This is a genomic window from Flavobacterium agri (assembly GCF_013401995.1).
GTDB classification, from domain to species: domain Bacteria; phylum Bacteroidota; class Bacteroidia; order Flavobacteriales; family Flavobacteriaceae; genus Flavobacterium; species Flavobacterium agri.
Genome location: NZ_JACBJI010000003.1, coordinates 487,342 through 502,853 on the forward strand (window position 1 = coordinate 487,342; position 15,512 = coordinate 502,853).

At 48.4% G+C, this 15,512-nt stretch carries 10 protein-coding genes; 1 reads left to right on the plus strand and 9 read right to left on the minus strand.

Annotated elements, in window-relative coordinates; translation table 11 throughout:
- Positions 1-70: 70 nt before the first annotated feature.
- Positions 71-1,006 (minus strand): sensor histidine kinase, encoded by a 936-nt coding sequence (locus HZF10_RS09550; RefSeq protein ID WP_176005964.1) that lies wholly within the window; start codon positions 1,004-1,006, stop codon positions 71-73.
- 183 nt (positions 1,007-1,189) lie between these two features.
- On the opposite strand from HZF10_RS09550, the gene typA reads away from it, so the two are divergent.
- Complete coding sequence (gene typA / locus HZF10_RS09555) at positions 1,190-2,989, plus strand: translational GTPase TypA (RefSeq protein WP_176005965.1); 1,800 nt, start codon at positions 1,190-1,192, stop codon at positions 2,987-2,989.
- Between the two features lie 211 nt (positions 2,990-3,200).
- Here the strand turns inward: typA and HZF10_RS09560 are convergent, their stop codons facing one another.
- From HZF10_RS09560 to HZF10_RS09595, 8 genes are all read right to left on the minus strand, one after another.
- On the minus strand, positions 3,201-4,244 hold the full coding sequence (locus HZF10_RS09560) for an alpha/beta hydrolase (RefSeq protein WP_176005966.1): 1,044 nt from the start codon (positions 4,242-4,244) through the stop codon (positions 3,201-3,203).
- Between the two features lie 17 nt (positions 4,245-4,261).
- Positions 4,262-8,722: a T9SS type B sorting domain-containing protein gene (locus HZF10_RS09565; protein ID WP_176005967.1), complete on the minus strand. Its 4,461-nt coding sequence runs from the start codon at positions 8,720-8,722 to the stop codon at positions 4,262-4,264.
- Positions 8,723-8,746: 24 nt separating this feature from the next.
- Positions 8,747-11,035 (minus strand): T9SS type B sorting domain-containing protein, encoded by a 2,289-nt coding sequence (locus HZF10_RS09570; protein WP_176005968.1) that lies wholly within the window; start codon positions 11,033-11,035, stop codon positions 8,747-8,749.
- Between the two features lie 25 nt (positions 11,036-11,060).
- The gene (locus HZF10_RS09575) at positions 11,061-11,894 is read right to left on the minus strand and encodes an ABC transporter permease (protein ID WP_176005969.1); all 834 of its coding nucleotides are present in this window, start codon (positions 11,892-11,894) and stop codon (positions 11,061-11,063) included.
- Positions 11,891-12,796, minus strand: a complete 906-nt coding sequence (locus HZF10_RS09580; RefSeq protein ID WP_176005970.1) for an ABC transporter ATP-binding protein — start codon at positions 12,794-12,796, stop codon at positions 11,891-11,893. The genes HZF10_RS09575 and HZF10_RS09580 overlap by 4 nt, the downstream gene beginning before the upstream one ends.
- Positions 12,797-12,933: 137 nt before the next feature.
- Complete coding sequence (locus tag HZF10_RS09585; protein ID WP_176005971.1) at positions 12,934-13,512, minus strand: hypothetical protein; 579 nt, start codon at positions 13,510-13,512, stop codon at positions 12,934-12,936.
- Between the two features lie 266 nt (positions 13,513-13,778).
- Positions 13,779-14,837, minus strand: coding sequence for a nucleoid-associated protein (locus HZF10_RS09590; RefSeq protein WP_176005972.1), 1,059 nt, complete (start codon positions 14,835-14,837; stop codon positions 13,779-13,781).
- A 127-nt stretch (positions 14,838-14,964) separates the two neighbouring features.
- On the minus strand, positions 14,965-15,495 hold the full coding sequence (locus HZF10_RS09595; protein ID WP_176005973.1) for an IS1096 element passenger TnpR family protein: 531 nt from the start codon (positions 15,493-15,495) through the stop codon (positions 14,965-14,967).
- Positions 15,496-15,512: the final 17 nt, after the last annotated feature.

The window sequence follows — 15,512 nt, forward strand, 5'->3', positions numbered from 1 at the left end:
GGCCGGGTTTCGCCAAAGACATGGAAGATTTCATAGTTAAAGTAGGGATAAACAAATATAAGCGAAAAAACTATTTTTTGATTGAAAAATTAAACGTACTTCCCACGCCCGGTTCGCTCGTCGCCCATATGCGTCCGCCGTGGTTTTCGACGATTTTCTTGCACACCGACAATCCGATTCCCGTGCCCGAATACTGCTCGCGCGAATGCAGCCTCTGGAACAGTATGAAAATGCGTTCCAGGTGTTCCTGGCGCATCCCGATGCCGTTATCCGATACCGAAAATTGCCAATGCGTAGGGCTTTCTTCCGATATTATGACGATTACCGGCTGTATGTCGGCCTTGCGGTATTTTACGGCGTTGGTCATGATGTTCTGGAACACCTGGCGAATCAGTGTCTTGCCTCCGATAATCACGGGCAATTCGTGCTTTTCTATGATCGAATTGTTTTCGGCGAAAAGCGGCTTGTTGAGCGATATGATCTCGTCAACGATTTCAGAAATGTTGATCGACTCCTGTTTGAAATCTTTTCTTCCGACACGAGAATATTCGAGCAGATCCAGAATCGTCTGCCTCATCCGGATCGCACCATCTACGGCATAATGGATGTACTCACGTCCTTTCTCGTCTAGGTTTTCTTCGTATTTTTTTTCGATTTGCGTCAGGAATCCCGTTACCATACGCAGCGGTTCCTGCAGGTCGTGGGAGGCGATGTAAGCGAATTGCTCGAGTTCAATGTTCGATGCGGCCAATGCGTCGTTGCGCTGTTCGAGTTCGCGGTTCATGTCGCGAAGCCGGTTCAGGTAGTGGCGGTTACGCGCTTCATATTGGCGCAGCATGTAAAGAAAAATCATGCCCGAAACCACAATGAAGCCACACCCTTTGACGCTTTGGTAAAAGCGTTCTTCGGGATAGTTGAATTGACCGAAAAACCAGTCGCTCGCCAAAATCCACGTGATTCCGGTGATCAGGTAAATCGAGATGATTCGGGTAGAGGTTCTTTTCACTTATGGTATTTACTCACGATAAATATAACGAAATAGCGGTCGGGTTCTTGCAGTCGCTGTTAAAATATTCGCATGCTGTACAAAAGGACCATTTATCTCCTTATTACGAATACGTTAAGGCTATTTTCAAAAAGGTTTTTTATCCAGAAATAAAGTGTACCTTTGCGCCTTCAAAAAAAGGATATGGAATCTATCAGGAATATTGCGATCATCGCCCACGTTGACCACGGAAAGACGACCCTTGTCGACAAAATCATGTACCACTGCCAGCTTTTCCGCGAAAGCGAGAACGCCGGAGACTTGATCCTCGACAACAACGATTTGGAACGCGAAAGAGGTATCACCATTACTTCCAAGAACGTTTCGGTTACCTATAAAGGAACCAAAATCAACATCATCGACACTCCGGGGCACGCCGATTTCGGTGGAGAAGTAGAACGCGTACTCAACATGGCAGACGGTGTTTTGCTGTTGGTAGACGCTTTCGAAGGTCCGATGCCGCAAACCCGTTTCGTTTTGCAAAAAGCGATCGGTCTTGGTTTGAAACCATGCGTGGTGATCAACAAAGTCGATAAGGAAAACTGTACTCCGGAAGAAGTACACGAAAAAGTTTTCGACCTGATGTTCGAATTGGGCGCCGAAGAATGGCAGCTCGATTTCCCGACCGTTTACGGATCGGCCAAAAACAACTGGATGAGCGAGGACTTCAGAAACGTGACCGACAACATCGAGCCACTTCTCGATATGGTTTTGGAACACATTCCGGCTCCTAAAGTCTCAGAAGGAACACCACAATTGCTGATCACATCACTTGATTTCTCATCGTTTACCGGGCGTATCGCCATCGGACGTCTTCAAAGAGGAGAATTAAGAGAAGGACAACCGGTTTCTTTGGTAAAGAGAGACGGGAAGATCATAAAATCAAAAATCAAGGAACTTCACGTTTTCGACGGTCTTGGCCGTAAGAAAGTACAGTCTGTTGTCGCAGGTGACATTTGTGCGCTTGTAGGGCTGGAAGGATTCGAAATCGGCGATACCGTTGCAGATTTCGAAAATCCTGAAGCGCTTCAGACGATCGCGATCGACGAACCTACGATGTCAATGTTGTTCACGATCAACGATTCGCCTTTCTTCGGAAAAGAAGGAAAGTTCGTGACTTCGCGCCACATCAAAGACAGATTGGCGAAAGAACTAGAGAAAAACCTAGCGCTTCGTGTCAACGATACTGATTCTGCCGATAAATTCATGGTCTTCGGACGCGGCGTTCTTCACTTGTCGGTCTTGATCGAGACCATGCGTCGCGAAGGATACGAACTACAGATCGGACAGCCGCAGGTTATCATCAAGGAAATCGACGGCGTGAAATGCGAACCGATCGAAGAATTGACGATCGACCTTCCGGAGCACGTTTCAGGACGCGCCGTAGAATTCGTAACGGTAAGAAAAGGTGAGATGCTTTCTATGGAACCGAAAGGCGACCGCATGATCATCCAGTTCAACATCCCGTCACGCGGTATCATCGGGTTGCGTAACCAATTGCTTACGGCGACGGCTGGTGAAGCAATCATGGCACACCGTTTCTTGGAATACCAACCGTTCAAAGGAGAAATCCCGGGACGTATCAACGGATCTTTGATTTCGATGGAAAACGGTAAAGCGATTCCGTATTCAATCAACAAACTTCAGGATCGCGGTAAATTCTTCGTGGATCCTAACGAAGATATCTACGAAGGCCAGGTTGTGGGTGAAAACTCGCGTGCCGACGATATGACGATCAACATCACCAAAACCAAGCAGCTTACGAACTTCCGTTCAGCCGGTGCCGACGACAAAACGCGCATCGTGCCAGCGATCAAATTCTCGCTTGAGGAAGCTTTGGAATACATCCAGAAAGACGAATACGTAGAAGTTACGCCGAAATCGCTTCGTTTGCGTAAGATCTATCTTAACGAGAACGACCGTAAGCGTTACAAAATCGACTGATCGAATTTGAGATAAATAAGATAAATAAAAAAGCCGTCAATTTTACTGACGGCTTTTTTTTATGCTTTTACTTCAAAAGAACATTAAGCGGCTAAATACAGTTATTGTTTCGGGTTGAACGAGGTCTTGACACGTTTCGCCTGGCTTAATTAAGCTTAACTTTCTTAATTGTAAAAAAACCATCAGCTACAACTGATGGTTTTTTATGTTTTTATTTTTTTGGAGCTGCAGTCTGAGCTTTCGGTTTCTCGCCCTGCTTCTTTTGCGTCGACTTGCCCGAAGTAATGGTTTTTGGTTTTTCGTCCACCAAAATAGCCGGAGCATTGGTTTTAGGCGTGTTCGGATTGCCAAGCAGGAAAGTCAACGGCTGGCTCAATCGCGTCGCCCACGATTTCTCGGAATGGTCGTCTCCCTTAAATTCTTTGGTAATCCAGTTCTTCGACGTGAATTTGTGTTCGGTCATCAACGCGTCCACCTTTTTTTGTGTCGTACCGTAATTCGCGTCGAGACCTTCCGTTCCGTAATCGAAATAGATTTTATGATTGGCCGGAGAAGGCAGTTTTTTGTTCATGTATTTGAGGAAAGCACCTGGAATCGGGTTTTGGGCCACGCCCGTAGCGCCGATCCAATGCGTAGACATGCAAGCCGCGCCTCCGAAAGTTTCGGGATATTCGCAAATGGCGTAAAGCGAAATCAATCCGCCCATGCTCGACCCGGCGATAAACGTATTGGCTGCGTCGGCCTTCGTATTATAATTCTTGTCGACGAAAGGCTTGAGTTCGGTCACGATGAACTTGAGGTAATTGTCGGCGTTGACTTTTGCGTTGAACATCGGTTTTTCGCCGAAATACAATCCGTAGATCGAATCTTTGGATTTCTGTGTGAGTGATTCGAACGGTTTTTGCGGAAAGTAATCGCTGAAGCGCAAATCGGGAACGTTCCAAATCGCGACGACGATGAATTTCTTGACGGTGCCTTCCTTAATTAGTTTTGACGCCGTATTGTCTACTTCCCACGACATTTTGTTCCAGGTGATGCTCGGATCGAACAGCATCTGTCCGTCGTGCATGTACAAAACAGGATACTTCTCGTTTTTGTCATAACCCGGCGGAAGCCAAATATCCACATCGCGTGGCTGTACGAGTTTCGATTCGAATTTTTCAAAGTGTTTCAAAGCTCCGCTGTTTACTTTGGGTTGTGCGTTTCCGAACAAACCGGCAAGCAACAAAGCGGCAATAGTGATGGTTGAGCGCATAGTTTTGGTTATCGTTGTTATCGTTTTAATGTAAAGTGTCCTTTTGCAGAGCGGCCGTCCTCGAGTTCGATCACGAACCAGTAATCGTCCGAAGGCATAGGTCGGCCATTGTACGTGCCGTCCCAGCCATCGCTCGTGGCCTTGAGTTGTTTGAGCAGTTTGCCGTATCGGTCAAAAATCCTCACGATCGAATTGGTGTTCCGGATTCCGGTCGCGCCTTTGAGGTTCCAGGTGTCGTGGAAACCGTCGGCGTTAGGCGTAAAATATTTCGGGAAGCCCATGACCGATACGTCTGTCCAGATCGCAGACGGGCAACCGTTCGCGTCCATAACGTAAATCGTGTGTACGCCAGGAGCGACATCGGTAAATACATTGCTGATCTGTCCCGCATTTTCGTGGTCTAGGCTATAGGTGTAATTTCCGAAGCTGTTCGCGCCAAGAGTAACCGTGATCGTATTGGAATCCACAAAATCGACCACATCGACGCTTTCAATGATCGCCTGGCTCGAATGTATCACGGGAATGTAACGCAATTTCGAACAACCGTGCGAATTCGTCACACGCACCGAATACAATCCTTCGGCGATTACCGTAAGTGTAGGCGCGGTGTTGGCGATTAATCCGCCTTCGTAATACCACGAATAGTTGTAGTCGGACGGAGATGATCCGTCTAAAATTCCCGCGTCAATCTGCGTCGTGAACGTAGGCGAATTCAAACAAACCACATGCGGAATCAATGCGTCGTTCGTATCGATATCAGGCAAACGGTATACCTTGAGGTTGATGATGTACAGACGCGAGCAACTGTTTGCGTTCGTGTTCTCCAGACGCGCATAAATCGTAGCATCGTAGGCCGTGAGATTCGTATAGTTTTGAGGATTCTGGATCTCGTTCTGTTCCAGAAGTGCATCGTTTACCGTCTCGTAAAAACGCACGTTCTGGCTTGGCGAGTTGCCGATGTCCGCATCCGTAAGGTCGAATTGGGTAAAACCGTCTTCAGACGTAAGTTCGTCGCAAATTCCCGGAAGGTTTATCGTCACGTTCGCCAAAAGGTTGACCGACAAATTCAACGTACTCAAGCTGTAGCAACCGGTAGTCAAATCGGTAAGTTTCACCGTAATCGGCTGCGGATTGGAAATATTGGTGTAATCGTTGTCAAGCGGCGTCCCGTTGTTTTCGGCTTCCGTAGCATTTAAGAAATACGCGAGCGAGAAGTTGGTATTCCCGTTCAAAAAGCTTTGATCGGCTTCAGACAGGTTGAAAATCGTAATACCGTCGGGATTGTCGCCCGTATCGCATTGTACCAATGTCCTGTTTAACACGGGCGGAAGTGCATTGACCTGGATCGTCGCGGCATCGGAAACCTTTCCGCACACGTTACCCGCGCGATTAAGCAACGCGCGATATTTATAACCGTTCATCGCAAAAACGACGTCTGTAATGGTAAGCGTGTTGGTCGTCGTTCCCGAATAGAGCGGCCCGTCCGAAATGTTGGTATAGGTCGTGCCGTTCGTGGAAACCTGCCATTGATACGTCACGCCCGGGTTGACGTCTATCGCAATGACGGCATTCTGTAATTCACATGTGACCGTCGGATTCGCCACGGGTTGTGTATTGATGACGATCGGTGCCGGGATGTTGTAATTCGGATTCGGAGTCGTATAACCGCCGGCCGAGGTCACCACGCCCGATGCATTCACAACAGGAGCGGCATTTCCGATGAAACCGTCGGAATTCGCATCGGTAAACCCGGCTTCGAGCACGTCGTTACATTCATCTCCGTCGTTGTCGCTTTCGATGAAATCCCAAATCCCGTCGCTATCGGCATCGGCCATATTGAAATTGATGATGCCGCTGTTCGGAGCCGTTTCGATCCCGTTGGCCAAACCATTGGATCCGAAAGTTGCGGGCGCTCCGTCGATTATCCCGTCATTATTGGCGTCGATTGCCGTACTGCCCGATTCGGTAAGGTCGAAAATACCGTTGTTGTCGCTGTCAAGATCGAGGAAATCGGGATGGCCGTCATTGTCGCTATCGGCCGCAGCCATATTCTGTGGAAAAGAATCGTCAAGCCCGTCGCTGTTGGTGTCGTTGCCCGAAAGTGGCTCGAATTCATCTCCTTGTGATTCGTAGAAATCGGGAATGGAATCGTTGTCGCTGTCAAGGTCAAGTGCATCGGGCGTACCGTCGCCGTCACTGTCACGAGGCACGCAACTGGCCACGATCCTGAATGTCGCGCGATTTTCGGCTGCCGCGTCGAGGTTTTTATGTGTAAATGTGAGTGTATTGGCCAAATGACACCTGAAGCTGAATGTGCCGCTTCCCGCCGCGAGCGGATTGGTGCCGTTAAGCCTGAATCGGATCTCGAAAGACGAGAATTGTGTGATCCCGCTTTCGTAAATCCCGTCGTAATTGGTGTCGATGAGAAGTTGGTTGTCTGGATTGAGAACGGTAATGGTACGATTCGTCGGCGCACTTACGATAAATTCGCCTTGGGTATTGGTCAAGTCGGCTGCATTCGCCGTGGTCACGTATTCGAGTGAAAAACTTACCGGTTGCGCGAAATTCATCTGATACACCACCGAATTTCCGTTGCCTGCACTCACCGAAGTCACAAAATTCCCATTGGCACTTCCCGCAAAAGGAACGGCGGTCGGCGTGCCGACACCAGCAGGAAAACTTCCCGTAAAACTGTTGGTATATGCGCCCGAACCCGCATTCACGTTGCCTGCAAGCGGATTGCTCAAATTAAAAGGTACATCGCCAAAAGATTCCTGGCAGTTCGTGATGCCGTCGTTATCAAGGTCGATGTCGGAGTTGTCGGTCGTGCCGTCTGCATCGGTATCGGGAGCGCAAAGACTGACCGGGATGTTGTCTGAAATCAATTCGGTCCCGCAAGCGGCTATTCCAGCCTTCACATAGTAATACCCGGGTTCGGTAGGCGTGAAGCTGCCTAAAGTAGCGCCCGGAATCACCGATCCGTTGAGATACCACTGGAACGTATCGAAACCCGTAATCGTGTTTACCGTAAGCTGGACGTTGGGCAAACAGTTTTCCTGAGTGATGTCTATTTGGTCGAAAGTGACTTCTGGTTTGAACGTAAATCCGGAATAATATCCCCCGAAAGTCGCGGCGTCACTCGAGCCGTAAGAAGCTAAGTACAATTGTGTGGTCGAGGTAACGGCTACATGTCCGTCAAGCCCCAAAATCGTATAGGTTTCAAAATCGGCGTTTCCGGTTACCGATGTCGGGCCAACAATCGTCACGCCAGTCGCGGCAAGACCCGCAAGCGTCAAATCGGTACCGTTTACGTTAAAATTCAATGTAGATCCGACTTCTGTAACCATAGTGATTCTGCCGTTGAATTCCCGTGTGCCGACTTCGTTTATGAATGGTATGTTATCAATCACTTTCGGCGTCTCGCAACTCAAAGGCGGAACGAAAAACATCTCCTGGTTCGCCTGATCGCCTCTGGCGTCGTCACCTATGCTTTGGTAGGCGAACACATTCTTGTTGGTATGTACCGACATGTTCCCGTTACCGTCGAACTGGAAACCTTCAAAAAATACGTATTCGCCTGCATTAAGCGTAATGACGCCTGGCGAGCCGTTTCGCGTGACTTCGGTTCCGTCTTCGTCGGCTATGATGAGAACGGTTTCTACCTCGTTCATGCCCGTACTTTTTATGAAAATGTAGTCGGTTCCGGTGCGCTCGGCCGAAACGATCTGGTCAAAACCCAAATCGAGGTTGGCCATCGTTCCGTTCGTGCCTCCGAAAGACCCGCAATTCACCGCGATCGGTTTGTCTGAAGTCACGAGTGTTCCCAATAAACCTTGCCTGTTGCCGTTTGACGGCCCTTGAACCGCTGCCACAAAACTTTCTCCGCTGTTGAGCGTGACCGAAAAAGGCGCATTTCCCGCAAATTCATTGTTGATGAACGTTACGCCGGCCTGCATGCCGCTGAAGTTGACCGTCGTATTGTTGTCTGTGGCGAGTACCGAAATGAACGTCAATCCGTTTTCGCTGTAACCGTCGTTCGGGTTGCGGAAACCGCCCACACGGAAACGCGTGCCCAAAGCCGCCATTCCTTTCGATACGATTTCACCGGCCTGGTTGCCGTTGCCCGCAATCAAACGCGCCGTGACGTATACCAAATCTTCGGCTTCGACGATGAATCCGCGATCGGAAAACGTATTTTGTGAAGACGAGGCGTCGAGTACAAGATTGGTATCGCTTCCGAAACCGATGCTGTACACATACGGAATATCGCGCGAAACCGTACCGTTCACGATTGCGCCTCCGATGTTGATGATCCGGAAGTTTACAGGTGTGATGCTAGGTGTAGAAATGTAAAGGAATTGCTCTTCGGCAGATACGTTGAACGAAGAAACCAAAGGCGGAATGTAATGGGTTTTGCTGAACTGCGCGAGGCAATTTAGGGACCACAGCAAAAGAAGCAAGGGTAATTTCTTTTTCATGCCCTAAAAATAGGGAATTAGCACTTATCTTTTAAGAGAAAAATGCCCTTTAACTATGCGTCCGCCTGCAAGTTGCAACGTAAACCAATAATCTGTCGACGGAAGTTCCCTTGAATTGAATTTTCCGTCCCATCCGATCGAATATCCGTCGAACTGGCACAACAACTTTCCGTATCGGTCAAAAATGCTGACAAGGCTCGAAGGTTGTGAATTTAAGGCAGTTACTTGCCAGTAATCGTGTATGCCGTCGCCGTTCGGAGTAAAATACGTGGGATAGTCTACGATGAACACCGAAAACGGCCCGATCGTATAGCATCGGTGTAGGTCGCGAATGTAAATGTCGTAAGCGCCTCCGGGCAGATTCCCGAAATTCGGAGTGCTTTGGAAATGCTCGCCGTCTACAGAAAATTCATATTCGCTATTGCCCGAATAATGTACGACGATCGAATTGTCGTTGCCTTGGAAATTAGTGATTTCGGCCCATTCGAAAACCGGCGGATCGGGCGTAACGACCGTAAATTCCTTTACCGCCTGGCAACCGTTGGCATCGGTGACGGTAAGGGTGTAGTTTCCTATGGCGTTCACCGTAATCTGGCTTGAGGTTTCCCCTGTCGACCACAAATACGACGCAAAGTTGCCGGCCACCGATAACGTTAGGGTTTCGTCCGGACAGATATTGAGCGTTTCATCTTCGAATCCCGGCGGAGTCAAGGCCGTCACGTTAAGCGTAACCTTGACGATGTCGTAACAAGCCGATCCGCTGACCACACGCGCATAAATGATTTGCTGGGACGCGGTCGTATTCGTGAAATTGTTCGATAGCGGATTAGTTTGCGTCAAAGCATCGAGATTGCTCGCGTAATATTCTACGGTAAGGCCTATCGGAAGTCCGTTGAGCACCAGAGGCGTGGCTTGTTGGTCGAGGTCGAAAGCCGTAAAGCCGTCTACTGTACCGTCCGTGTCGCATACCGTCAGGGCTTGGGGCGATGCCGGATTGTAAGTGAGTTGCAGGATTAGTGTGGCATACACATAACAGTCAAATCCATATTTCATTTTGGCGATGACCTGGGTGTCGTCCATAGCGTCGTAATACAAAGGAGGAATCGGGTTCGTATTCGAAATCGCATCGGCCATACTTTCGTAAAACGTCACCGGGTTGAACGCTGTGTTCCCCAAAGTAAGTGCGTCGATCGCATTGGTCAGGTTGAACGTAGAAATACCGTTGTTGTCGGGATCGCATTGCACCATCGTCACAGGACTTTGGTAGGCCGGTTCTGTCGAATACTCGAGTTTGATTTCACCCGTAGAAACACAGCCGCTTCCCAAAAGGATCTCCACCTTGTAAGTGCCGGGTTGGGTAACATCATAAGTGGCCAATGTCGCACCCGGAATCAAAATATCGTTTTTGTACCATTTATAACTTGTCGCCCCGTTTTCCTGGGCATTGAGCGTTAACGTCGAATTCGGACACAACGCATTGAACGTCGAAAGCAGACGGTCGGCACCCAAGTCTTTTTCTACCTTGAAACTACCGCCTTTGAGGAAAATAGCCGAATCGTAAAGGTTGTTTCCCTGATCGGCGACGACGAGCTTTATGTGGTACAAAACACCGGCTTGCACAAAAGCTTTTGCCGTTAGCGGTTTGGTCTGTCCGTTGTAATTGGTCGGATGTTCGTCTGCGTTGAAAGCGTCAAAATATTCCTCGTTCTGCGGCGGACAAACCGTTCCCGGACCGCGCACCGTATTGACCGTAACCGGCGTAGAAGTCTGGGGCACGACCGCAAGGTTCTGGTAAGGATCGGACGTATTGGCTTTTTTGAGCAGGAACGCGAATCCGTCGGTATACGCGCATTGGTTTTGGGACGGGTTCGACAAATATTGCTCCGATGAGAAAATATATTCAAAACTGAATTCGCTGGCCTGCGGAAGGAAATCGAACTCTAATACGGTCGCGTTTATCGTATTGTTGACATTGAGTGCATTTTCAAGGTCGTTGTCTCCGTTCCAGTTCGTCGGCCCTTCGCTTAGCAAAGAGGTATTTGGCCCGACAGCCGATGCGGCCCGTCCGGTTGTGAGTACGACGCCATCCTGAAACGGAAACGCGCTGCCGTTGGCATTGAAATATCCGAAAGTGTTGCCGCTTGAAAAACTCCATCCCGAAACCACGATGTTGCTGGCTTGTCCGCAAGGGTTGTTGATCAAAACATCGTTCACGAGTTGGAACGTCGTGTAATTCTCGTCTACCGAGATGTATTGGGCCGAGGCGTTGCATCCGAAAAGCCCCAAAACGAAAATAAAAAGTATCTCCCGCATCCTGTTCATAGCACGGGCAAAGATACTATAAATCGCGTTTTTGCAGGATTTTGTACGAGAAATAAACGAAGAATGCGATCCAGAAACACACGACGAGCATCGTGACTAAACTTACATCCGAACTTCCGAAATCGTCCACTCCCAAAGTGCTTCCTGCCTTGCGCACGATACTAAGTTTCGTAAACGGTTCCTTGATTAGATTCGACATGGCTTCGAGCGGTAAAACCGAAATCAACTGGCTAGCGGTTTCGCGTTTGTCGGTCACGTACCAAATGCCAAGGAAGGCCAGTTTCTCGACGATATACCAAAGGATGATGAAACCCAACGAAAATGCAGATCGCTTGACCAAAATCCCTGCAAAAAGACACATCGCGAAAAATCCGGCAAGTTTCAGGAAATACGCCGGGATGTATTCCATGTGCATGAAAATCGTATCGGCTTCTGTGTACGATGAAAAACACAGGCCAAGTATAAACGAGACGACGAACACGAAAAGTGTCGAAATGCCCGCGAACAGGACTACGGTGAGGAATTTCGAGGTAATGAATTCCTTTTTGCTCATACCGTCGATGAGATTCTGCTTAAGCGTTCCGTACGAATATTCGTTTGCCATCATCGAGACGATGATTACCGCAAGGAACAACTTGAAACCGCTGGCGATATAAGTGTTGAAATGCCAGATGTACGGGAAGTTGAAAATGCCCATATCGGCCAAATGGAACTTGAAATTACCGATGTCGAATTTGATCGATGCGATCAACGCGATCGAAGACAACAGCACGAAATAGCTCACGGTCAGTACGCGGCTCGCGCGGTTCATCCAGATTTTTTGGAGTTCTATAGAGAGGAGACGTTTCATGATTTGTTTTGTTTGCTGGTAAGTTCAAGGAATTGCTCTTCAAGGCTGGTTTTGCGGAACACCAAATGGCTCAGTGCGATGTTTTTCGAAAACAGGTAACGGTTGAGTTCTTCGGGCTCCAGATGCGATTTGAGATACACGGTAAGCCTGCCGTTTTCTTCTTTGATTTTGTCGACGGCTTGATGCGATTCGATCGCCGTTTTAAGGTTTTGCATATCCGAAGCCTCGAGTTCGAAGAAACCTTCGTTGGCCGACATGCCGTCTACGCTGCCCGAATACAACATTTCGCCTTTGCGCAGCACCACGACGTGCGAACATACTTTTTCGACCTCGTCGAGTAAGTGGGATGCGAGCAAAATCGTCGTTCCCATCGCGGCGATTTTTCGGATGATGTCGCGGATTTGATGGATACCTTGCGGATCAAGCCCGTTTGTCGGTTCGTCCAGGATCAGGATTTCGGGATCGTTGAGCAAGGCCGAAGCGATGGCGAGACGTTGTTTCATCCCAAGCGAGAACGTGCGGAATTTGCTGTCCTTGCGTTCCATCAACCCGACGAGCGTGAGTTTTTCCTCTACTTTCGAATACGGGATGCCTTTGATCTTGCACACGAGTTCGAGGTTTTTGACCGCCGACATATACGGATAGAAATTCGGGCGTTCGATGATCGCGCCCACTTTCTTGAGCGCTTCGTGCGTTTCGAGCTTGCCGCCGAACCACGAATAGTCGCCGCCCGTGCGGTTGACTACGTTGAGCACGATGCCCAAAGTTGTCGATTTTCCGGAACCGTTAGGGCCAAGGATGCCGTAGACGTTGCCTTTTTGTATGTCGAAAGAAACGTTCTTGACTGCGTGTATCAGCCCGAACTTCTTGTCGAGATTGCGGATGGATAGGATTGTTTCCACTTGGTTGGGTTTTATCTTGAAACGATTCAAGAAATGTTTTGTTACAGCTAAAATAGAAATTCGGCCGATTTTTCGCGCAAATAAAAAAGCGCCCCTTGTAGAGCGCTCTTCCAAAACTAACCTTTATCACGAATTAATCAATTCTTGAGGATGATGATCCAATCCCAATCGGCGGGATTTCCAATTCCTACACTTGGCGTGTAAAGGAAAATCTTGGCGCTCGCCTCGGGATTGCTTTGCAGGTATTGACGCACTTTGACCAAACCCTGCACATGCGACCAGGGCTGGTTGTAGTCGAATTCCTGGCCCGACGGGTTGAAGACGTTCTCGAAACCGTTCGGCGTCGCGTAATCGTCGGTAAGTACATGTTGGAAAGAATCGGCTGGTTCGAAACTTTCTGGAAAATGAAGCGTCCCGAGTCCCATCCAATGGATTTCCCCGTCGAAAATTTTCGTGTCGAGCTCGTCGTAATACAACTTGACCCAACCGAAATCTCCGGGTTCCTGATACTCGTTGGTCACGGTAAAAGTCGTAGCCGGTTCGTCGAACGTGAATTCGGTGCCGCCTTCGAACTCGTTGGTCGTATAATCGACTTTGAGCATGAGTACTTTGTTTCCGGTTACGGGATCGATGTTCGGCGATGATGTCGCATCATCACCCGTACATGCCGACAGCAGTACGAGCGACAGCATGAGAAGTAAATTTTTAGATTTCATAAGCAATTTGATTGATTGTATTGTTGAGATGTAAAATTGCTGATGAGGTTGCGGCTATAAATGTTAAATTTTAAAATAACCGGAAAATGGCAGCAGTTGCAGTTGCAGATTGGAAGAAACCCTACAGAAAGAAACAGAAGCAGGTCAAGGAAAGTGAAGGATGCAGTTGGGATAGTTTTCGGGTACAAAAAAAATCCCGCTGATTCTCTCCAACGGGATTTTCCAATATTTCGACAGCATATGCCGCTACTGCAACTGCCGTCTGATTAAGCCTTCTGTTCCTTATTAAAGTAAACGAGATAATAATACATCTGCTTTTCCTCGTCCCATCCTTTTTCGACGAATTTCTCGGCGCTTTCGGGATTCACGAAATCGAGTTTGATCTGGATGTTCGTGTCGAGGTTGATCACGTTCTTGATGGTTTTGCGCACATCCGAAACCGCGGCGTTCGCGATAGGGAAGGTGGTCACGTCCTCGATGCTGAATTTCTCGCCTTTGTCTACTTTGTAGTTCTTGAATTCAGGGATCAAGTCTGGGTTGTCGAGCACTTCGTTCAAAAATGCGGTTTCCTCGAACTGGTCGTTTTTGGCGAAATGGTTCACCGCGCGGTTCATGAACATGACTTCTTCTTTTTTGTCCTCGGCCGGAAGCACCACGTCTTTGGCGAAGCTTTGGCAGAATTTGAGGTATTTCTTGGTCATGAAGTTCTCATCCTCGAACAAGTCGACGTTAAGGAAATGCTCGAGCCAGTAACGCGCATCGTAGCGGTTCGAATCTACCGACAGGATTTTGTAACCTTCTTCTTTCTTGTAATTGAAGATAAGGCAGCCTTTGTCCAATCTGTTGAGGCTGATGCCGTGCTCGAGACGCATTTCAAGATTGCTTCCCGATTCGTCGAATTGCAAAAAGTCGCTCTGGATTTCACTTTTGAAAATCCCGATTGCATCGACTTTGTTGTTGTCTATCGAAATATTCGTCAAGTACGCCACATAAACCTCGCCGTTCTTGATGTGCGGATGTCCCGACTGCTCGTACAAATGATGCGTGATCCTTTTCGAGATCTCGTGCGCGTTCGACGGATTGGTGAAAAGCTCGTCGGCAAGTTTGAACATGTCGTTGTACTCCAAATCGACCTCGTGCGCGAATTGGTAATAATTCTCTTCCTTGTCGCGGAACGGCTTGAAGAAAAACTCCTTCAAAAGCGGCGTAAGCTCGTCGTTCGGATGGAACGGCTGTTCAGAAAGGAAAGTGCCTTCGTTGCGGCTTTTGTTGCCGACGCGGTGAAGGGAAAGGGTTTCGATTTGGGTGTTGAATAGGTTGATCATTTTTTTGGATGATAGATGATAGACGGATAGATGATAGACAAAATCCGTGCGTTAAATATTGTTTTATAAAGGATGTGTTCTGGATTCGGAAAGGTCTGACTATAGCGTCTATTATCTTAAGTCTGGATCAATTCCAATTCTCCTCAAACCCGTAATCCTCAAAATTCTCACTGTCGCCGAATTCATCGAAATCGTCCTCGTCGAATTCATCTTCGTCGAAATCCATCTCGTTTTCCGATTCGAATTCCTTGTTCGGCGCTTCTCCGGGCATTACGCCATGGCTGAACAAAACTGCCGGATACGCTTCGCCTGCCTGTTCTTCTTCGATGGCGGCCAATTCTACAAGGAACGTCCACATATTCATGAAGTCGTACACGTAAATGATTTTGGTCTGGTCTTCGTTCAGGATCGAAGACAGCTGATAGTCGGCCATGACCATTTGCTCGCCGGCCACGTCGCCCGTGTCGAACAACGGGATCTCGTCTTCCTGGTTCCAGTTTTCGTCGCACGTATAAAAAGAAGCGACTTCGGCACCGTCAAAACCGAAAGCGTTCACAAGTGCGTTGTGGAGGTCTTCGAGCGTGTCTTCGCTAAGGATGGCGATGTCCCTGAAAACGTCTTCTTCGGTGTCCAGAATCGCCCTGAATTTGTAAACCATGATGCAAAAATTAGAGA

Excerpts from the sequence above, each read along its gene's own strand:
- typA (WP_176005965.1), top strand. The coding sequence starts at position 1,190 with ATGGAATCTATCAGGAATATTGCGATCATCGCCCACGTTGACCACGGA.
- HZF10_RS09560 (WP_176005966.1), bottom strand. The coding sequence starts at position 4,244 with ATGCGCTCAACCATCACTATTGCCGCTTTGTTGCTTGCCGGTTTGTTC.
- HZF10_RS09565 (WP_176005967.1), bottom strand. The coding sequence starts at position 8,722 with ATGAAAAAGAAATTACCCTTGCTTCTTTTGCTGTGGTCCCTAAATTGC.
- HZF10_RS09570 (WP_176005968.1), bottom strand. The coding sequence starts at position 11,035 with ATGCGGGAGATACTTTTTATTTTCGTTTTGGGGCTTTTCGGATGCAAC.
- HZF10_RS09575 (WP_176005969.1), bottom strand. The coding sequence starts at position 11,894 with ATGAAACGTCTCCTCTCTATAGAACTCCAAAAAATCTGGATGAACCGC.
- HZF10_RS09585 (WP_176005971.1), bottom strand. The coding sequence starts at position 13,512 with ATGAAATCTAAAAATTTACTTCTCATGCTGTCGCTCGTACTGCTGTCG.
- HZF10_RS09590 (WP_176005972.1), bottom strand. The coding sequence starts at position 14,837 with ATGATCAACCTATTCAACACCCAAATCGAAACCCTTTCCCTTCACCGC.
- HZF10_RS09595 (WP_176005973.1), bottom strand. The coding sequence starts at position 15,495 with ATGGTTTACAAATTCAGGGCGATTCTGGACACCGAAGAAGACGTTTTC.